We start from the raw sequence: 20,807 nt of genomic DNA, 5'->3' as shown, positions 1-20,807 counted from the left end.
GTTTTTATTCAGCTATATAGCCTCCTTTCGTTTAAATAGTTAATTAGTTGTTATTGCTTTTGGTAAAGCATGTACAATTGTATAGAGATGGAAATTGGAATTTTAACACCATAATTAAATTGAATTTTATGGGAAGGAATGAAAGAGAAAAATAAACTTCCTGATTTATTCCAGTAAATTCAATGACAACTTCTCTATAAAATTAATAGTCCTCAAATATAGCAATTAAAATAAAATACTACCATTTCAGTATACTTTATTTTAAATACATAACACCCTAATATAAAGAATGATACACTAAAATTAAAAAGCTATAGATTTTTTGATCAATTTTCCAGTTACAAATTCAGAAGAAATATTTTTTATCTGGTTCTTTTATTAAAGTATACCTGGATACGGAAAATTGGGCAGCATATAAATGGAAGAAAGTTGGGGTGTGGTGTAAATCCATCATTGTGCAGGGTAGAAAAATTGGCCAATATCGATGGAAAATACCGGCCGATTGTCAAAAATAAGGCTGTGTGCTATTTAAAAAATCCTACAGATCGTCCTTAGCTGAAATAGAAGTCCGATACCCCTAAGATTGTTGGGTGGAAAATCCTATTAATGGCCTCAGACGATATGGTCTGAGGCCATTGATATTACTCTGCAGCCGCCTCCTGGTTGATTGTTTTGACAGCAATTTCTGTCAGTGCAATATCGGTTGCCTTTTCATTATCAAGCGTGAACTGGAGTAGATCAGCTACCTCCTGATGCCCCATATTGTGCGCAAAGACGACAAGAGTACCATAGGTGGCAATTTCGTAATGCTCCACTTTCTGTGCGGCAAGAATTAACCCCGCATCACGGATCATTGTGCCTGCATCGGTGTCTTCTATAATACTTTCAGCTTCAGCAATCAATCCTTCCATAGCGTCACATTTTTTAGCCTGTGCTTTTTCCCCCAACAACTGAAATACCTGTTCCAGCGTAGCAATGTGGTTTTTAGTTTCTTCTGTATGGGTTTCAAAAGCTGTAGCCAACTCAGGACTGGTAGCTGCCTTTTTCATTTTCGGCAGCGCTTTAGACAGGTGCTTTTCCGCCCAATAAATGTCTTTTAATTCATCTACAAAGAATTGATGGAATTCAGAATTCTCCATTTTTTCTGTGTTACTTTCCTTTTTGGTTGCTTTTGGTTTTGCAGTGGTCTTTGCCGCTGCTGTTTTTGTTGTGGCCATAATCGTTTTTTTATAGGTTTTGGATTACATATCTATTGATATGTCAGATGTCCTACTACAACCAAACATCACCACTATTGTTTACAGAATTTCAAAAAAAATTGAACAGAAATAAAGGGGAGCAAACAGCCCTCCCCCGTTCAGTAGCATCAATAAATTCCGCATGGTCTTTTGAAGACCCAATTATAATTGAAAATAAGAAAAAGGTGGATAGGGCTCTCTTAAATCGCCCTTTATCGAATTCAACGTATTGACAACGGAAGATGTATCGATGAACAATCAACAAACCAATTATTCCAGACTTTATAGGGTTTAATAGAAACAACAAATGGCGCAGACCGTATCAACACCAGGGATTTACAGCTATTCATTGTGTTTTTTTAAAAAAGGGATTATATAAGGTTTAAGCACCTATATGCTCCCAGGGAGCAAGTGTCAAATCAAAATCATTTAGGATTTAACACTTGCTATTTCTTAGCTTTTACCTATATTTGTATCGTGAACGACATAATCGCTAACGATATATAAACATGAAAACACTATATGAAACAAGTGCTACCGTAACCGGTGGCCGTAACGGAAAAGTAACCAGCGAAGATGGCGCACTTGAATTCGAAGTCAGAATGCCTAAAGAACTTGGAGGTACCCAACAGGGATACACCAATCCAGAACAGCTTTTTGCGGCAGGATATGCTTCCTGCTTCGACAGCGCACTCAATTTGATCATGAATCAGGCGAAAATAACACCTGAAGAGGCTTCAACAGTTACAGCAAAAGTATCCCTAAACCCCAATGGAAATGGAGGTTTTCAGCTTGGCGTATCCTTACTGGTACATATTCCTGGTGTTGAAAAGGAAAAAGCCCGGCAACTGGTTGAAAAAGCACATACCATCTGTCCTTATTCAAATGCAACCCGGGGGAATATAGAGGTTCAGCTGGAAGTGATTTAATATCCTCAGATGCTGATCCTGATGGAAATGAGACAAAAAATGTTTTACTTCGCATCATTACTGAATTGAAACCTAAAAAAAATGGAATGGACATCAACGAATCGCTAAAATTAGAAAATCAATTGTGCTTTCCTTTATATGCGGCATCCAGGCTGGTCACTAAATGTTATCAGCCTGTCCTTGATGACCTGGGACTTACCTATCCCCAGTATCTGGTTTTAATGGTCTTATGGGAAAGTGACGGAGTGAACCTGAGCCTGCTTTCAGAGAAACTCAAACTGCAGTCAAATACACTCACCCCATTACTTAAACGAATGCAGGAATCCAGACTGGTAGAAAGGGTACGTTCCGAAAAGGATGAAAGGAGTATTATCATTTCGCTCAGCCCAAAAGGGATAGCATTAAAGTCATCGGTTCCGGCATTACAGGAAAAACTGTTGGCAAATATCGGGATATCTGTAGAGGAAGGAATTCAATTACATGAATTGCTGAACAAACTGATTAAGAATCTTAGTCTCTAATCTTCCCATTTTCTGATTACGTTTTTTCTTAAATCCTCCGGTCTCCCGAGATACTTTCTTCCAGCCTTTGGCAACAGCAAAGCCCGGTAAAAAATACCAGGCTCAGGGAAGGTCAATAAGACCTTCCCCCCTATGCATAGCCCTGTAAACTTATGCCTCAGTTGGATGGGCGGCAGCTTGGTGTGCTTTATGGAGCAATTCTTTGATATCTGACTTTGGTTTTTTAACCGCATGCAGCTCATTTGTGATTTCTTCTGCCCTTTGCGCTTCAGCATTGTCTCCGGTAGTGAAGAATTTTTCCTTCAGTTCAGCGACAAGATCGTTTACATGATCGGAAAACTTCCTCCCGGTATGGCCCACCGTTTTCAGTACTTTTCTTCCACTTTGGGGAGCGAACAGCACAGCCAGTGTTGCACCGACTGCTACACCTGTAATGATTGCTACTGCAACTTTTGTGTTTGCGCCAGATTCCTTTTTAAGCGCGGCTCTGATTATTTTCTTGAATTCCATAGCATGATATTTATCAGAGCAACAAGCAGCTACGGGTATTGTTTAAAAATATCACATATATCCATACAAAAAACACAGGAAAAAGATGAATGACAATGAATCTATCGCAAATGACAAAAGATTCCTGCAAAAAAAATCCCCGCCAGCTTACCTGACGGGGATCTGTTCTCAAAAGAACTATTATTTGGTAGCTTTCAGGTTTAAGCCAATTTCAACGTCTTTAGCAATCACCCAGTTTTCCGGACTACCTTCAGTTTTGTAATTCACTCCCCATGCAGTTCTGTCGATCGTAAACTTAGCGGTAGCAGTTACACCAGTTTCAGTGACCTCAATTTTTGCTGGAAAAGTGATATTCAGTGTACTGTCTTTTAAGGTTAGGTTTCCACTTACCAAATAATTTGCATCAGCCAGCAAACTTTTTTGTTTTGTGGCATCATAAGCTTCTACTTTAGTAATTACGAATTTTGCAGTCGGTGCTTTTGCCACATCAAAGAAATCTGCACTTTTAAGGTGTCCTTCCAGGTCAGCAGCTTTTTTGTCCTTTTCTGTAACCGATGCACTATCCACTTTTAAAGACGACATATTCACGATGAATTCTCCACCTGTCACCGCATTGCTGTCTACTGAGATCATACCAGAACTGACACCTATGACACCCCATCTTGGAGCCATTCCACCTTTGTGTGCGGCTTTCCAGGTCACAGAAGTTGTTATAGTATCAATAATGTAGGCTTTACCTGCTTGTGCAGCAGCTTCCTGCTGATCAGTTGTTGTCGCCTTATCGCTTGATGCACCACCGCATGAAGCAAGGAGAATAAGCGCTGGAAGCGCGAAAATAAGCTTTCTCATAATATTTTTTTAAAGACCTAAAATTAGAATGAATTCTGAAGCGCAAATTTTAGGCCATCAATCCATCCACTAATGTACTCCACGTTTAGGGCTGATTACAGATGCCCAGGAAATTAACGTATGGTTCGATATTAACATGCTGGACAAAGTCATCTTTAATCTCCTGTCAAACGCCTTAAAATTTACCCCGGCGGGCGGGATTATTTATGCTGAAATTAGTCATAGTTCAGCATCCGTATTGCTTTCCATAAAAGACAATTGCCCAAGAATCGCCGAAGAATAGATTGAGCATGTATTCGAGTATTTCTACCAGGCACATACCAATGCTGCAAAGGGCTCGGGACTTGGTTTATCTTTATCCAAGGAACTGATGACCCTCGACCATGGTGACATTACAGTTGAAAATACAAAATGACAGTGAACCCGGTTCAGTATCCGGTTGCAACTGGGAGACGCTCACTTTACCGAGGAGAAGAAACTGAAAGGTAAAGCCGGCAAAGAAGCACTTTATGAATATGCCAAGATCTATACTACTGGGCTTAATGACTCACCGGCTTTAAGAAACCTGAATGCACTAGGCACCATAAAAGAACAATCGATACTGATTATCGAAGACAACCATAACCTAATGAATTATCTGGGTAATAAGTTTGATGAAGACGATGAGGTTTTCCTGGCAGACTCGGGTGAAAAAGGCATAGTTTCAGCATACGAACAGGTACCAGACCTGATCATATCGGATATTGTTCTTCCCGGATAATCAGGACGCTCGCTCACTGAAAGACTGAAATTAGATATCCGGACCTCTCATATACCAATTATACTACTGTCCGCTCATGGCAGCCTGGAACACCAGATCAATGGTATGGAGAGTATGGCTGATGCTTATATTGTAAAGCCCTTTAACTACGAATACCTGTTGGCAACGGTAAAAAGCATATTGAAGAACCGCTCATTGCTCAAAAGCCATTATGTGAGCGACATTAGTGCATCGGGTAAACACCCCATTTTAAAAAGTCTGGACAAAAAGGTTTATCAACGATTTCGCCGGAATCGTGGAATTGAACCTTTCTAATGAAAATTTTAGTGTAGATGAAATCAGTAAAGAAATAGGAATCTCAAGAGTTCATCTCTACAGCAAAGTTAAAGCACTGCTGGACTGTAGTATAACGGACTATATCATGAACAGAAGATTGAAAAAAGCCAAGTACCTACTGATTAATGAAAGATATAGCATAGCAGAAATCACTTATATGGTTGGTTTTTCTTCCCCGAATTACTTCTCTACGGTCTTCAAATCAAAATATGGCATTCGGCCGAGTGAATTAAAAAAAAATCAGGCTCCCTCCCCATAACACATGGTTAAATAGCTTTACAGGTTGCAGTCGCTGGAAATTTGTGCCGCCCTTAAGGTTAAAACAAATTGTGTTTTACGAACTGTAGGCCATTAATAAAAAATGCCAGGGTAAGCCGGCATTTTTTATTAATTAATTTTTCTCTACATCACATCCAGACGCATGGCCCAAACCATTTTCACTTGGCTATGGTCTCCGGCCCCTGCGGTTTTCTTTTTAAAACTCGATAATGCAACGACTGCAATTAATGTAAAAATCAATATTCTTTTAAGAATGGTATTCTTCATAAAAGGTTTACCTAGTTGATGCATGTGTAGAACTGGCCTATCGAATTTTATTACCGTTCAGGACGAGCGTAACGGAAAAAACCATCGTTGGATCCTGATACTCTTGGATTGTCTTTTTGATAATCGACAAACTCCTTTTAAGCTTCTTTCGAAATACAACCTTATCACCTATCGTTACCGAAACCGGCTTATCTAAATCCAGGAGCTGATCATTAAGGTTGATATTAAGCTTGCTAAAAGTATTTTTGTTAACATAAATTTCATTTCCAATGATACTGACATCCGCCGCCGAACCTTTCACCTGCGCCGAAACAGGGGTCGATAACCAGTAAGACCGATGCTGAACTCTGTTGTCTTCTACCCATACCACCCTATCCGGGAATGGATTTCTCCTGAAGGAAGACATCCATGGGATTGCGATCGTATCCCTTCTGTCCATCCAATGGGCTTTGTCAGCATACAAATGAAAATCATGAACAAAGCCTTTCGGATCAAGCTTTTGGAGGCTGTCCAGCTTTGTATTAAAGGCAACAGCCAGTGTATTTCTGTGATAAGCAGTATCTCTGCCCCCCATATAAATAGAAAACGGAAGGTTGCGAAGGTTCAGCGGATTTGCGTCACCCGGATGTCCAGCCATCATGGAAGCCGATGCCCAGCGGTCGGCCATACGCGGCCCCAGCTGAAAGACACCATCCCCACCTGCAGAATAGCCCAGAATGTACACTTTATTGGGATTCACGTCTTCTAAAATCATCCCATAGCGTATCAGGGAATCCAGCAGGTTATCTATGTGATCCTCGTGCCATAAATTCCAGGTATTGGTAGGTGCCAGAGGTACAATGACCAGACCTTCCGGAATAGGATAAAGCGTCCGCTGATTTTCCCACTGCTGATGGTTTACCGCAGCAGGAGCATTACCCCCGCCATGCAGCGAAAAATAGAGACTTCGCCCATCTGCAGGCTTGTCTCCAAAAACCCTGTAGGCAATGGGCATCATATAATCGCCAAACTTAATAATCCCCTCTGACCACACCTTTTGTGCCGCAGGAAGTAGACGCTGCTTCTCCAGCGCCCATTCTTTAACCGAAAGTGCTTCCGCTTCTTTCCGGCTCAGTGCCTTCTGTGCAACAGAAGTCCCCGCTGTCATCAGTAAAATACCAATGCAGAATATGCTATGTTTCATACGTAAAATTTAGTTTATAGTGATGCCATCATCACGAATTTGTTAATTTTTATTTTTAAGCAGATCCAGAATACCTTCATTTTCAATGATAAGCATGCCCTGCCTATCCGTAGTAATTCCATCCTCAAGCAAGTATGTATATTTTGGAACCTTACCTTCCATAATGGTAGGCAAATAAGCGAACTGCACATTTCCAGTAGTCTTTTGCAAGGCTTCCCCTACTTCAATAATATGGGTAGAGATAATAAAAAAACATTGTCTGAACTGTGCAAAGGCGTTGGTGACCGATAATGTTGCGTCGTAAGCATCTTTAACATTCGTCCCTTTGAACAGTTCATCGAACAACACTAAAAAGCTGTTCCCAGCAGCCACTTCTTCCGCTGCCTTTTTAACCCTTAAAACCTCCGCATAAAAATGGCTGTAACCCATATTCAGACTATCGGGGACATTTATAGACGAATAGATTCCATCGAGGATCGAAAAATGAAGATCCTTCGCCGCAAGGGGAAAGCCCATATGCGCAAGGTAAAGCGCTATACCCAGCGACTTCATGAAAGTAGACTTCCCCGCCATATTGGCTCCGGTAAGGAAAACCATATTATTGTTTTCGTTGAAATCGACGGCATTCGCCACTCCTTTAATTAATGCCGGATGCCATAAGGCCGCGGTTTCTATCCGTTGCATTTCTTTAGGCAACGCCTGTGCATAATTAAAGTTTTGAGCCTTGCCTACTTTGCCTACGGCAAGGTAGACATCTAGCTTATACAGGTACTCTAGCAGGACTTCAAAATCGCTACGCAGCGTATGCTTTATTAAATGATCATAAGCCGCCAGTTTGGCTGTAGAAAATTCCCTTGCCTCTTTTTCCTTCAACAAATTACCCAATGAAGGTGTAGCCAGAATGCGCTGAATGACCTGTCGCTCTTCATCAAAAGGTGTTGACTGCGGTTCATTGAGCTGCCCCAGGAAATCATTCAAGTCATTTAATAACGATATCGTGGCCAACAGACCTTTCTGTAATGCTGGGTAACGCTCGTCCCTGAGTAGGGTAGCCTGCATCTTTTTAGAGAAAGCCATTAGCAATGCTGCAGGATAGTTTGTGCTGCTACCGATACCAAAATAATTCTCCACGGTCTGGAATTCAGCACGGCTAAAAGGAAAGGCCAGGTCCTTCCCCTGAAAATAACGGAATAGGCTACTGCGTTTATTGATCGCATCAAAATCAGTTAAGGGATTTTTGAATAGTTGATTCAACAACCTTTCACCGCCACTGGTTTGTACCTTATTAAACATGCTAAAAATGGAACCTGGTGTGAACTTACCTAGTAAGTTTAAATCCTCAAGCGTTTGTTTGTCGACTGTAAAGTTCATATCTTTTGTGTATTCATCCGCGCCATGCCGGTAGCCAAAATTTCTAGTATACCTTCGTTTCTTATGATGATCATTCCGTGCCTGTCGGCAGTTAAACCTTGTTCTAGTGTATAAGTATAGATGGGCTTAGTGCCGTCCATATGGGTTGGCAGGTAAACAAAATTAATGTTATCACATCTTTCTTTCAGTACCTCGCCCGCTTCAATGATGTGTGTAGAAATAACAAAAATACTGTCACGTTTTCCTGCGAAGGCTTCGGTAAAAGCAATCGTTGCTTCCGCAGCATCCTTCACATTTGTTCCCCTGAACATTTCGTCAAAAAGTACAAACAGGTTCCTACCTAACTTAAGCTCCTGGGCAATCCTTTTAGTACGCAGTACCTCCACATAAAAATGACTCGCTCCCATGCCCAGATTATCGGGAAGATTGATGGTGGTATAGATGCCATCAAGCACAGAAAATTCCATTTTTTTAGCGGCAACCGGGAAGCCTATGTGAGCAAGAAAAAGCGCAATGCTCAGCGACTTCATAAAGGTTGATTTCCCGGCCATGTTGGCACCAGTAAGGAAAATCACATTACTGCCCGCATTGATGTGGATTGAATTGGGCACTGCTTTTTGTAATTCCGGATGATACACGCCCTCAAGTTTTAGCACATGCTGCTGCTTAGGCAAGGCTGTTGGAAAAACAAATGCACGCTCTACTGCGACCAGTGCCACAGAAAAGTAAACGTCTAGACCGTATACATAACTTATTATTTTGAGCACCACATCCCGGTGACGGAAGCGGAACAGCTCATCGTACTGAATGTATTCTCTGGCAGAAATCTTTACATTGACAGGTAGTTCAAGGACCTCCTTAATCCCTGGGGTAGCCAACATTTCCAGTAGATCTTCTTTATCCTGCTCGTAGAAGTCGAAATCTCCCCCGTTATGACTGTTTAGAAACTGCTGCAACTCGTTCAACAACTTCAACAAATTAGCGATCCCGAGGTAGATACCGGAGGTAATGGCATCTACGGCGACCATATTGCTTAACTTTTTGGTGATGGAATCCTCTTGTGCGGACAGCTTCGTCCTTGAATCGGTATTTTTCAAATACGATTCAACCGGATCAAAATGGTCTATGCTAAAAGGGAATGATGCTCCTGTCTTCGCAAATTGCTGAATGATCTGGCTACGATGGTTGATTTTACGTTCATCTGACAGCGGAAAGCGAAACATTTCTTCCAGCATGGCCGCCCCGCCACGCGTTTTAGTCCTGTTAAAAATCTGGTAGATGGACGCTCCACCAGATTTCCCAAAAAGGTTCAGGTCATTTATTGTTTGCTGATCGGTAAGGAATGCCATTTTTTATTTTCTTTTTCTTCTAATTAATATCAATGCGCCGATTGCCAACATGATACCCGGGAATACCCAAAGGAATGTGATGCGCAAGTATTTGATCTGTTCTCTTTTGATTGAAATCGTAGTGTCCTTCGGCGCCGGACGGTAACTACTGATTGGAAACTCACCGTAACTTAACCAACTAAAAATTCCAGTGTTGAAGGCAAAGTTGGCTGTCCTCATGTTAAAGCGATTTAATTCGATATTAGACATGAAATCGGCATCGCCCGCAACAACAATGCGCTGCTCCTTCCCTTTTGTTTTTCTGGTAAGGCTAACCGCTAGCGGAAAGGATTTTTGCAAATCACCTCTTTCCGGTTCAAATTTCACCTTTGCAGAATCTGTTACAAATTTGTCCTTCTTCAGCCAGCTTTTTCTTGGATCAGTAACCAGCAAGGGCTTAATAGTATATGGGCTTGAGCTTTCAATTCCCAGTGCGGTAGCCATCGGCATAGAAATCACGACACTGTCAGCATGGGCTTGTTCCAGCGGAGGATAAAGTTTAGCCCCGTTACCAGTTAAAAAAGGTGCTGCAAGATGTGGCTCAAGGTCTCTGCTGGTTTGTACAATAGCTCCGTTCATTAATTGAACTCCAAACTGACTTAAAAGTGGATTGAGCACGGCTTGTTTTCGCGGCTCGCCAGAAATCAGTAAATTTCCACCATCATCAATATATTGCTGCAGTTTCGCTGTCTCTAGTCCGCTGAGTGCTGTTTTCGGGTCAGCGAGTACCAGGGCAGAAATGTTCTTAGGTATCGAATCGTTTTGCAGAGAAATAGTGTCTACATCAAACCCTTGGTTAATTAAGGAATTCCTAAAATTTTTAAGGTTCGCCAGCGCACGGTAATCACGGTCGCCCATTTTATTGATGTTACGCTCTAGGTTGCCAGTTACAAACAAGATTTTTGGGATTTTTGCAAGGAGCAGCCTTTTTAGTGCCGCAGAAATTTCGGTCTCCGATGGCCAGTGATCGTTGTCAGGAAATACCCTTAAGAAAGTTTCTCTTCCTTTATATTTCAATTGCATAATGTAATAATTGGGCTCTTGAGAAAGGTCTACCATCTTGCGGATCTCGTCCGGTCGCTTAAACTGACTCAGACGCATGTCGCCGGTTTCGGCCATCTTTTTGATGATTTCTTCTAAAGTTTTCCCCGGGTTGGCTTTCATAATCCCATTACCCAAGTTGAGCGTATCGTAATACATTACCGTTTTCAACTTGATGTTATGTTTAAACCGTACATAGGGTGCCCAGCGGTTAATGTTCAATTGGTAGGCCTCTGGATTTCCATCTTCCATAAATCCGCCCAGAATATTGGCGTAGCCGGTAACTTCCAGTGGCTCGTCGCCAAGATCCTTTACAATTTTCTGCGTATCCGGCTTGATGGTGTTATTTTTTCCCCGTGTTACGTCAAAGTAACCAATAAGCTGCGGAATGGAGCTGATGTAGCCAATACCAATGGTGACAATGACAATGAAGCTATATCGGCTTACCTTTACCCACGTAGACGTCGTTTCCATCCCTGTTTTCAGCTTGTAAATAGTCAACTGCAGAAACATAAACACAATAGCCAGGAAATAGATAACTCCATTACTGGTGATCAGTCCTGCGAGGATCCAATCTGTACGTCCGGCTACGGATAGAAAATAGGTGACGTCCCTTAAAAAAGGTACTCCCTTCCACAAACCCGATACATTATAAAGTATACCAAAGGTTACGAAAGTACACACAGCGGCTACAATCTGATAGGTGGTTAGGCAGGACATAAAGATTCCGATCGCGGAATAAGCGCAGAGCAATAAGAATAAACCAAGCACATAGCTCAGCAGTAATCCCGTATCCGGATTATTTACCGTAAAATAACTGGTGATGATATATATAGATACAATGCCTACCATGACTATACTCATGGCTACCATTGCGACAAACTTCCCTAGTACAATATCCCTAACGCGAATTGGTGAGGAATATAAAAGCCGGATGGTACCGCTGCTCGTTTCGCGGCTGATGAGCCCCATGGTAAGAAGGGGAAGGTAAAGGTAAAGGTTGCCCATCACATTAGAGAGGACGCCCTGCCCCCCTGAAAATATGGAACTGATAACGCTAAACGGAAGTTTGTAACCACCTTCTATGGTCATCGCGATGTTGTCAAGTCCCTTAAGGTAGACAAAGCCGCACTGGATCATAAAAATAATAATTAGAAACCAGGCAATAGGAGAATAAAACAGCAGTTTCAATTCTGTTTTAGCCACTCGAAAAATTGTTTTCATTAAGTTTTTTTTGATGTAATTATTGTTGGGACAATTGTTTAAATATTTCCTCTACAGAGTTTTTTTCGAGTGTGATTTCTTGCAAGCGCCAACCATTCTGTACGCTGATGGTGACGATGGTTTCTGCGATTGAAGCCTCACCACTAAAATATAGTCGTGCAAGCCTTTCGGTAAGTAGTTCCGCCCTCATGATCCCATCAATAGCTTCCAATGCAGCGATTTCCGGCATATTGTTAAAATGAATCAACATGCTGTGCGGCTCTATATAGTTGTTGAACGCATCCATGGTATCTTCAAATACGATCCTTCCGTTCTCAATCATCTTAATGTCCCGGCACAGCAGCTGTACCTCGGAAAGAATGTGTGAGGAAAATATCACCACCCTGTCTTTAGCGATGTCTTTAATCAGGTTTCTGACCTCAATGATTTGATTGGGGTCTAGTCCATTTGTCGGTTCGTCGAGAACCAGGACGTTGGGCCGGTGTACAATCGCCTGGGCGATGCCCACGCGTTGTCTGTACCCGCCAGATAGGTTTTTGATCAACCTACCGCTGAAGTGATCTATTCCACAGCGTTCTTTGGCTTCTTTCACCGCATCTTTTCTGACCTGTCCAGACATGTCCCTCAGGCTTGCGCAATATTCAAGGTACTCATCTACGGTAAGATCCAGATATAAAGGCGGGTTCTGGGGTAAAAAGCCAATCTCCATTTTAGCCCGCATTGGATCATCCCTAAAGTTGATCCCATTGATATATACATTTCCCTCCGTTTGATTCAGCGAACCGCACAGGATGTTCATTGTGGTAGATTTCCCAGCACCGTTGGAACCTAAAAGTCCAACAATGCCATACTGGCTAATTTCCATGTTAATGTCGCTTATCGCCCAACTACTGCTATACCGATGTGACAAATTTTCTATCTTTACAATACTTTTTTCCAAAATTTAGTGATTTTACATTTTATAGGAATATTCTTCAATCTATTGATGGCCCGAGTTGGGCACATCAATAGAAAATCAGCTTATTTTAAATTAATCAGGATTTTGAATCAACTCAGGGTTTTGATTCACAATAATTGTTGAAAGTGGAAAAACATATCCATTGCTATTGGGCTCCAATGTATAGGTGACACCATTAAGTGACCTTGTTACTGTTTTAGCAAACAATGGCTCCTTATTTAGGCGCTTCTGGTCAAACCAGCGAAGCCCTGTTCCAAACAATTCCCTTCGACGCTCATTAATTACTAATTCTAATGCTTGCTGATCTGATGTAGCCGTAAGCGCCACATAATCTTCCACCTTAAACCTCGATTTACGCAAATCGTTCAACGCTTGTAAGGCGTCTTCACGCCTTCCGGCACGTGCCAGGCATTCTGCCCGGATGAGCCAGGTTTCGCTCACAGATAAGCCTACGTTAGCCCCATCACTTCCATTTCCAGCCCAGTAACCTATTCCCGAAAAGTTTGGCCAAATGTCAGTGGCATTTCCTGATTTGGTAAATAGTCTATATCTCAAGTCTTTAGTACCTAATAAGTTCAATAAGTCTTCGCTCAACTGCAAGCTGCCGTAACTAAGTCGGGGAATTTTACGTAACAGAACTTCTTTGTTTTGTATAAGCGTAGGAAATGCAGCATTAACGAACAGATTATAATCATTAAGTCCGTTTGAAAGTGTTAATGCTTGTTCTGCTGCTTCTCGAGCGGCCTCAAAATTACGCATGTTCAAATGCACTTTTGCCAATAGCGCATATGCGCTGCCTCGATACGCGTTCACTGAATTCGTTTTAGCAGTAGGTAATAAAGGAATGGCGGTTTCTATATCTTTCAGCATTTGGGCATAAACCTGAGCAACAGTAGCCCTTTGTAAGTTTACAAACAGCTTTGCTTCCAATAAAAGCGGTACACCAAGATCAGTGCCAGCTGTCGAAGCATCGTATTGCTTCCCATATGAATTTACCAGTGTAAAATAAGTAAATGCCCTTTGAACAAGTGCTTCCGCATAAATCGCATTCTGCTCTGCCAGGGAGCCATTCTTACTCTCTAATACACCTGAGATCACGGTGTTAAAAGTATATATAGCTTTATACATAGAATTCCAGTCAAAATCATCCTCTTGTTCGATATAGAATGGTTTTGCCCAGGTATATTGCGAAACGTATACCCTATTGAAAGAGATATCGCTTTGGAGGTTTGGATCTTTAAGATCAATGTCATCACAACCTATAATCGCTGCATTTGCCGAGCCTAATTCTAAATCGTTTCTACTGTTCATAAGTAGGCGATAATCATTTGTATATACTAAAACCCGCTGGCCTTGCACCGGAACATTTTCTACATATTTCCGGCAGGAAAGTAAGGTTGTGGCAGTTATAGTGATGAAAAATATTTTAAATACATTCATGGTGATTTCTTTATGCATTATAAACTTAGGTTAAGTTGAAAAGAATAGTTGCGTACGGGAGCCAATTGGTAAGTGCTGCTCACATTATATAAATAGTCCGGATCAATTTTCTCCTTATTCTTGGCCCAGATCATACCCAAGTTCCTGCAAACTGCAGATAAACTCAAGGCCTTAATACCCATTTTAGCCACCACCCGCTGAGGAACCGCATAGGACAGGCGCACCTGATTCAATTTTACATTGCTCCGGCTTCTCACCAGTAAATCCGAATTGGAATATCTCTCTACACTGGTTCCATAATTAAAACCCTGCGAATAATCCGAAGTAATCCCTGGAACGTTGGTCGTTAATTCATCACCTGGCTTTCTCCAGCGCTGTGCCAAATCTCCGGCACGGCTTACATAATATCCCGTTTCAGCAATTGAGGGCCTTAAAAAAACACCACCGAGCTGGTATTGAAATTGTAGACTCAGATCAAACCTCTTGTAGGTAACATTAGTACTATATGCACCATACCATGGTGAGGACGTTCTTCCTGAATACGACTTTACATCATAAAAAGGGAAATCCCAGGTCGTATACAATTTACCCGGCTCTTTAGGATCCTCTATTAATGTTTCTCCTTTTTCATCCAGTCCTGCAAACTTATACGTAAATAAATAGTCTGTTGGGTAACTATCGTAGAATGCCTCCTGCCCTGGCGCCAGCGTATTGGGGATAGGCAATTTAAAACGCTCATCATGAATAGTATTGGTATTGTAAGACAAATTGATCGTGTTGGCCCAGGTCACTTGTTTGGATTTAGCGAGTGCAAATGAAAGACCTAAATCTACACCCTGTCCGTCTAATGTGGCCGCATTAAATAAAGTTCTTGAAAAACCATAGGTTGCGTTAATGGGCAACTCATAAAAGATATCCTTAGTATGTTTTTTATAGTATTCAAAGGTTCCGGAAATGCGGCTGTCAAAAAGAGAAAAGTCAAGTCCGTAATTCTGCATTTTAGTTTTTTCCCATGCCAAATCTTCTCGCGCAGGGGTTTTAATCTGCGCATTCGGAAGGAGGGAATAACTATCTGTCCCCAGTAAACTGATCACCGTTACGGGTGCATAGCCCTGTGGGGCATTTCCGGTGAAACCATAAGTAAAACGTCCGGATAAGGCGCTCAGCCACTCCACATCTTTCAAAAAGCTTTCCTTTTTCATGTTCCAGCTTAATCCTCCAGACCAAAGCGGGATGGCTCTTTTTCTCCGTTCCACACCAAGCAGGTTCAAATCATCAAAACGTGCACTTGCCGAAACGGTATACTTGCTGTCATAGGTGTATGAGGCAGTTGAATAATAAGACAATGCCCTGGTGGTTTTCTCTACAACCGGCGAGGACGTAGACCCAATAGTCGGACGGTTTCCTAATAGATCCAGATAGCTGCCATTGGGATTTACCTCCGTAAATGCATTGATCTCCTTATTATAGCCATAACGGCTTCCTCCGCTGGTTTTATTAAAAACCTCACGAATTTCATTCCCCAGTACAGCGCTCAGTTCATGTTTATTGTTCCAGTTTTTATTTGCGTTTACCTGGCCCCTCAAATTATAGCTTCTGGTTGATCCATTATTCATAATCAACTTTCCACCAATAGGAAGGCCATAAACCAAGTTTCCTGCAGAATTTATACTAGTCGCCTTATTTACCATAATCCTGGCTTCGTAGCTATCCGGTTCCTGATAATTTTCACGCTCGGTAAAATTCCGGCCTATATTTCCAGAAACCGAAAAATTAAGCCATGAAGTAATCTTAGTTCTGACATCCACATTCAGTCCCAAATTGTTACCTGTATTCATGGTATTGTTGTAATTTAATTCATCCAGAGCTGAATACCTAAACGGAAGATAACCTTTGCTTTCTAAACTCCGGGCTCTGGATGGAGTCGTAAAGACATCGTAGTACATTGTGCTTCCATCCGGATTGACCAGCAAATCATAAGGGCGGAGTCCAAACTGAGACATGCTCATCCCAAGCGCAGCGGCGGGATTAGTTTGATCCGTAGTATTACCATAAGTCAGGGAAGTATTAATTGCAACGCGTCCTTTTAGGAGATTGGAAGTTGTAGATACATTGAAGGAGTAACCCTTATTCTTATTGCTTTTGTATATCCTGTCATCAGTATAGTAAGAGCCAGACATGTAATAAGAACTATTTGCACCACCACCGGAAAGTGATAAATTATATTGTTTTGTGGCCTGCCGCTGAAGCAGGTATTTAGAAATTTGATCTGCATTATCATACTGCGCCAATGCAGCAAGTTCCGCATTCATCTGGGCTTCAGAAATTTCGCCACGCTTGTTTTTAAAAATGATCGCTTGGGCTTGAGTCAGGTTTCCCTCTATATAGGATGATTGTGTAACGTCATTCACATAATTTTTATTGATCATATCTTTTTCCAGATCAATGTAATCAGCGACAGACATCATTGGTCCGTAATCCGTCCTGGGTTTTGCACCGGTGCTATAGGTAGTCGAAAAGTTAAGTGATGGTGCTGCATTTTGTTTGCCTCTTTTAGTGGTAATCACAATGACGCCATTTGCTGCCTGAATACCCCATATAGATGCTGCAGCAGCATCCTTTAAGAAAGTTATCTGTTCAATATCATCTGCGTTAAGCAAATCCAGTGCACCATTTGCAATGGAAATTTGCGATGGAAAGCCATCGACCACCAAAAGGGGCTCTACGCTTACCTGAGTATAATTACCAACAATTGTAGAAATACCACGTATATTAATGGTCCCGTTGCGGCTTTTACCAGCTGTTGTCTTTGTCGAAATATTCACTCCTGGAACCAGACCTTGCAAACGTTCCAGGATACTGACCGTTGGAAATTGTGCGATCTCCTTAGCCGTTACGATCCCAAATGAACCAGTTGCGCGGTCTCTGTTCAGATTCTGATAACCTGTACTCACAATCGAAACATCCTCAAGAGCGGCTACTAAAGTCTTCATTGCAATTACCACACTAGCTCGACCATTCAACTCTAATGTATCCGGTGTGTAGCCGATGAAGGTGGTAATCAAGGTTTCCTTACCCGTTAGATCAAGTAGGTTGAACGATCCGTCTGATGCCGTCCTTGCACTGTGATTCCGGCCAAGTACCTTGACACTTGCGCCAGCCATCGCTTCACCTTTTTCGTTCAACACCAGGCCTCTAACATCAATCCTGAATATAGCTTCGCTGATCCGATCAATTAAGGAGCTTTCTCTCTTCATGACAACGACCATTTTATTTTGGATCTCAAAACTCAATGACTGGTTTTTGAAAATCAGCTCAAGTACTTCAGGAAGTTCCACATTCTTTACGCGGATATTCACAGGATCAGCGGTTTTCAATAGGTTGCCATCGGCGACAAAATCGTAACCGCTCTGCAATTTAATTTTAGCAAAAACACCTGACAGAGAAGCATTTCTCTCCGACAAAGTGATTTTTTGTGCGAAGCCCGCCGCGGCAACTTGCATAAGGGATGCTAACAATATCACGCTGGTTAATCGCATAGTGAGCAAAATTTTATGGTATACGCCTTTAGGCATACCAGGGTTTTTGGTATATTTTGTATACATTTAGTCTAGGTTTGGTTTTGCAGCATACCTCAACTTTCCACGGGAAAGGTAACTGCGGTTCGGTTGATCAGTTGATAATTGGCCTAAGCCAAACTTAAACCAGGTTCCGGTATCCGGGATCTGGTCATTTTCTTTAGTATTTATTTCCTCACGTATACCCTCCTTCCTTCGATTTTAAAGTGTACCAATTTTGTGGATTCTAAAGCCATGAGTATCTGGCTTATATTTTTAATTCTGGAAATATTTCCTGAAAAAGTACCTGGAGGGATAGCTCCTTCGTAGATCACCTGAATGTTATACCATCGGGCGATGTCACGCATAACCTTTTCAATACCAACTTCAGTGAATATAAAATCCCCCTCTTTCCATGCTATATTTTCTTCTAAATTAGCCTTGGAAATGCTGATTGTCTCTCCCTTGAGCAGGGATTGCTGTCCCGGACTCAGCACAATCTCGTCTTTATAACGGACCTTTCCTTTGCTACCCCAGGCGGCCGCCTCGAAATCTACACGGACGCTTCCTTCCTGAAGCGTTGTGATTACGTCCGCCTCATCTTCATATGCTTTAATGTTAAAATGGGTTCCTAACACCTTTACCTCCTGTCCATTTGTCTCCACAATAAACGGATGTTCTTTATCCTTTTGGATTTCAAAGTACGCTTCTCCGGACATCTTAACCTTCCGGCTCTTTGTCCCGTTAAAGGAAGCCGGATATGTTATTGAGGAGGCTGCGTTTAGCCAAACCAATGAGCCGTCGGGCAATTTGACGCGGTAGGTCTCACCCCTGTTAGTAGAAAGTATATTCATTCCCAGCCCTTCTGCCAGGCCATTGTCTACAATTTCATAAGTTATTTCGCCATCCGCTGTTTTAGAAATGCGGACACCGGACTCGGCAGCCAGTATCCCATTAAGGACGGCAGAAAGTACAATCTTTCGGCCATTTCCCAGAGTGAGCGTTGCTGTGTTGGTCCCTGGTGCGATATCCTGAGCTGCAGCAATGGAAGTCAAGCGACTCGTATCATCATTAAATAAATTCCTCTTTAGCAAAAATGAAAAGGCGATAATTGCTGCGACTGCCGCAACTCCGGCCAGGCGTGGCCAAAGCCTGATCACTTTTTTTAGCTCCTGAGGATGGCTGGTCACCTCTTGGAAAATCTGAAGGGCCCGGAATTCACTAATATCTTTTTCGTAGCTTTCACTCAGCTGATAATCCGTTTCCAGCAAGTCGAACAACCGCTGCTCAGCACCGGGTGTATTCAGAAAAGTATTGAATGCTTCCAATTCAGTAGCAGAAGCAGTTTTTGCAGAGAACCTCGAATATAAATCGATGATCCTTTTGTCTTCCCAATTGACCATATCGTATTTGCTTAAGGTATTACTCCCTCCCTTTTTAATAACAATCCCGGAGAAATACTTTAGGGGGTATGAAAGACGAAATAAATTAAAGTAATTTAAAAAGAATCAGAATGGCGGTCACATCGGTATGTGTTTTCAGGTAAGCCCGGAGAAAGCGAAGGGCTAGCTTCATATAACTTCTGACCGTCTCAACACTTAAATTCATCTTTTGAGCGGCTTCCTCATACTTGAGTCCCTCAATGTGACAAAGTTCATAAACCAATTTCTGTTGCGGCGGCAATAGTGCAATGCCATCAGAGAGAAGCTTTCTGGTATCGGCCAGCAAAATCTCCTCCTCAGTTCCATTATCCTGCTCAGTCCAGCCTTTTCCGAGTTCCGTATCTGTTTTGGCTTCAAGAACTTTTCTCCTCAACAACTGAAAACTACGGTTACGCGTAAGTGTGGTTAGATAAGCTGCCAGGTTGCTGTCTTGGGCAAGCCGGCCTGCTGTTTGCCAGAGCTTGAGCATGACCTCCTGCAGGACTTCTTCAGCAAGCAAATCGGACTTCAATAAATACAAAGCCCTTGAATAAACCAGGATACGGTAATGGTTGTATAGAAGTTTAAAGGCATGCTCGTTTCCCTTTGCAACTTTGAGCAGCAATTCACTTTCCTCAGGAAGGGGCTTAATTAACATAACATGCTTAAGTATCAAATATACGTGTTTAATTAAAAATAGATGGTTTAATCATATCTGATCGTTTTCATTATATCTTAATTGATATTATCCAGGTAAAGCCCCCGCTATCGGGAGGGACCAATAGTTGTAATTACTTAATAGTTCCCACAACTTTTCCGCAGGTAAGCATAGCGCTATCGTAGTAAGGGTTCTTTACCCTTTCTTCGCTGCTTAGCCAATTACTTTTCTTCATTGGGCAATACATTTGGTAAACCGGAGCAACAGTGAGCTTTGCCGTCTTAGCAACTATAATCAAGTCATCAGAAACTGCTGCTAAATGTTCCCGCTGGCTATCCAGGTATTTGCTTGCAGCAATTAGGCCAGCATGTTTAAGGAGAGATTTTCTTGCAATGTTGTTAATAGTTTTTTCATCAGTATCAGAAATGACTTGTACAAATTCCGAAGCTATGGTTGCGGCGATTGCCGCATTATCCGCTACAAGGGCATCTTTGACGTTATCATATGATTGCAGTAAGCCAGATGATTTTTTTTCTTGCTGGGAGAATCCAGTTTGTGCGAATGCGGTTGCGACGAAGGCCACCAGCAGAAATATTTTGTTCATTTTATTTGATTTAATAAGTACATAGTTATCCATCCGGAAAGATATTACCTTTCCGGGAACATTATACTAAAATCAAATCTGAAAACTCTGTATGGCCACGCGAACATCCCTTATTGGTGAACGACAGTGCCTGGTAAAGTAAGCATTCGGAACATTAGCGGGTAAACTAACTACAAGGATTATCGGATAGACATTACCCGGAAGTATCACAAATGGCATAGAAAGCTGACTAAGATCGAAAATGCGAGATGTCAGTTTATTACTGGAATTGAG

The 20,807-nt window shown here is 41.9% G+C and carries 19 protein-coding genes; 5 read left to right on the top strand and 14 right to left on the bottom strand.

Annotation, left to right across the window (positions count from 1 at the left end; genetic code table 11):
- Nucleotides 1-641: 641 nt before the first annotated feature.
- Complete coding sequence (locus ACSBL2_RS09630) at nt 642-1,217, bottom strand: YciE/YciF ferroxidase family protein (RefSeq protein ID WP_442591477.1); 576 nt, start codon at nt 1,215-1,217, stop codon at nt 642-644.
- 530 nt (nt 1,218-1,747) lie between these two features.
- Here ACSBL2_RS09630 and ACSBL2_RS09625 point away from each other — a divergent pair.
- Complete coding sequence (locus tag ACSBL2_RS09625) at nt 1,748-2,167, top strand: organic hydroperoxide resistance protein (protein WP_442591476.1); 420 nt, start codon at nt 1,748-1,750, stop codon at nt 2,165-2,167.
- 86 nt (nt 2,168-2,253) lie between these two features.
- Nucleotides 2,254-2,688, top strand: a complete 435-nt coding sequence (locus ACSBL2_RS09620) for a MarR family winged helix-turn-helix transcriptional regulator (protein WP_442591475.1) — start codon at nt 2,254-2,256, stop codon at nt 2,686-2,688.
- Nucleotides 2,689-2,838: 150 nt separating this feature from the next.
- On the opposite strand, the gene ACSBL2_RS09615 is transcribed toward ACSBL2_RS09620, so the two are convergent.
- Together ACSBL2_RS09615 and ACSBL2_RS09610 are read right to left on the bottom strand one after the other, a co-directional pair.
- A complete protein-coding gene (locus tag ACSBL2_RS09615; protein ID WP_442591474.1) occupies nt 2,839-3,198 on the bottom strand; it encodes a YtxH domain-containing protein in 360 nt (119 codons plus the stop codon).
- Nucleotides 3,199-3,378: 180 nt separating this feature from the next.
- Nucleotides 3,379-4,047: a YceI family protein gene (locus ACSBL2_RS09610; protein ID WP_442591473.1), complete on the bottom strand. Its 669-nt coding sequence runs from the start codon at nt 4,045-4,047 to the stop codon at nt 3,379-3,381.
- A gap of 136 nt (nt 4,048-4,183) precedes the next feature.
- Here ACSBL2_RS09610 and ACSBL2_RS09605 point away from each other — a divergent pair, with 136 nt between their 5' ends.
- The 3 genes from ACSBL2_RS09605 to ACSBL2_RS09595 all read left to right on the top strand — a co-directional run bounded on the left by ACSBL2_RS09605 (nt 4,184) and on the right by ACSBL2_RS09595 (nt 5,402).
- Nucleotides 4,184-4,330, top strand: a complete 147-nt coding sequence (locus ACSBL2_RS09605; RefSeq protein ID WP_442591472.1) for an ATP-binding protein — start codon at nt 4,184-4,186, stop codon at nt 4,328-4,330.
- Between the two features lie 156 nt (nt 4,331-4,486).
- Nucleotides 4,487-4,807: a hypothetical protein gene (locus ACSBL2_RS09600; RefSeq protein WP_442591471.1), complete on the top strand. Its 321-nt coding sequence runs from the start codon at nt 4,487-4,489 to the stop codon at nt 4,805-4,807.
- 295 nt (nt 4,808-5,102) lie between these two features.
- A complete protein-coding gene (locus ACSBL2_RS09595) occupies nt 5,103-5,402 on the top strand; it encodes a helix-turn-helix domain-containing protein (RefSeq protein ID WP_442591470.1) in 300 nt (99 codons plus the stop codon).
- A 143-nt stretch (nt 5,403-5,545) separates the two neighbouring features.
- Here the strand turns inward: ACSBL2_RS09595 and ACSBL2_RS09590 are convergent, their stop codons facing one another.
- From ACSBL2_RS09590 to ACSBL2_RS09540, 11 genes are all read right to left on the bottom strand, one after another.
- On the bottom strand, nt 5,546-5,689 hold the full coding sequence (locus ACSBL2_RS09590) for a hypothetical protein (RefSeq protein ID WP_442591469.1): 144 nt from the start codon (nt 5,687-5,689) through the stop codon (nt 5,546-5,548).
- Between the two features lie 37 nt (nt 5,690-5,726).
- Complete coding sequence (locus ACSBL2_RS09585) at nt 5,727-6,872, bottom strand: hypothetical protein (RefSeq protein WP_442591468.1); 1,146 nt, start codon at nt 6,870-6,872, stop codon at nt 5,727-5,729.
- Nucleotides 6,873-6,914: 42 nt separating this feature from the next.
- On the bottom strand, nt 6,915-8,243 hold the full coding sequence (locus ACSBL2_RS09580; protein ID WP_442591467.1) for a MutS-related protein: 1,329 nt from the start codon (nt 8,241-8,243) through the stop codon (nt 6,915-6,917).
- On the bottom strand, nt 8,240-9,592 hold the full coding sequence (locus ACSBL2_RS09575) for a MutS-related protein (protein ID WP_442591466.1): 1,353 nt from the start codon (nt 9,590-9,592) through the stop codon (nt 8,240-8,242). The genes ACSBL2_RS09580 and ACSBL2_RS09575 overlap by 4 nt, the downstream gene beginning before the upstream one ends.
- 3 nt (nt 9,593-9,595) lie before the next feature.
- Complete coding sequence (locus tag ACSBL2_RS09570; protein WP_442591465.1) at nt 9,596-11,896, bottom strand: Gldg family protein; 2,301 nt, start codon at nt 11,894-11,896, stop codon at nt 9,596-9,598.
- A gap of 19 nt (nt 11,897-11,915) precedes the next feature.
- Nucleotides 11,916-12,836, bottom strand: coding sequence for an ABC transporter ATP-binding protein (locus ACSBL2_RS09565; protein WP_442591464.1), 921 nt, complete (start codon nt 12,834-12,836; stop codon nt 11,916-11,918).
- Between the two features lie 90 nt (nt 12,837-12,926).
- A complete protein-coding gene (locus tag ACSBL2_RS09560) occupies nt 12,927-14,312 on the bottom strand; it encodes a RagB/SusD family nutrient uptake outer membrane protein (RefSeq protein ID WP_442591463.1) in 1,386 nt (461 codons plus the stop codon).
- A complete protein-coding gene (locus ACSBL2_RS09555) occupies nt 14,312-17,797 on the bottom strand; it encodes a SusC/RagA family TonB-linked outer membrane protein (protein WP_442591462.1) in 3,486 nt (1,161 codons plus the stop codon). The genes ACSBL2_RS09560 and ACSBL2_RS09555 overlap by 1 nt, the downstream gene beginning before the upstream one ends.
- 242 nt (nt 17,798-18,039) lie before the next feature.
- On the bottom strand, nt 18,040-19,254 hold the full coding sequence (locus ACSBL2_RS09550) for a FecR family protein (RefSeq protein ID WP_442591461.1): 1,215 nt from the start codon (nt 19,252-19,254) through the stop codon (nt 18,040-18,042).
- A gap of 85 nt (nt 19,255-19,339) precedes the next feature.
- Entirely contained in the window at nt 19,340-19,930 is a 591-nt protein-coding gene (locus ACSBL2_RS09545; RefSeq protein WP_442591460.1) for an RNA polymerase sigma factor, read from the bottom strand.
- A 133-nt stretch (nt 19,931-20,063) separates the two neighbouring features.
- Nucleotides 20,064-20,567 (bottom strand): DUF3347 domain-containing protein, encoded by a 504-nt coding sequence (locus ACSBL2_RS09540; protein WP_442591459.1) that lies wholly within the window; start codon nt 20,565-20,567, stop codon nt 20,064-20,066.
- Nucleotides 20,568-20,807 lie beyond the last annotated feature (240 nt).

Source organism: Pedobacter sp. AW31-3R (assembly GCF_052180285.1).
GTDB lineage: Bacteria > Bacteroidota > Bacteroidia > Sphingobacteriales > Sphingobacteriaceae > Pedobacter.
This window is presented reverse-complemented; position numbering and strand designations above follow the sequence as displayed.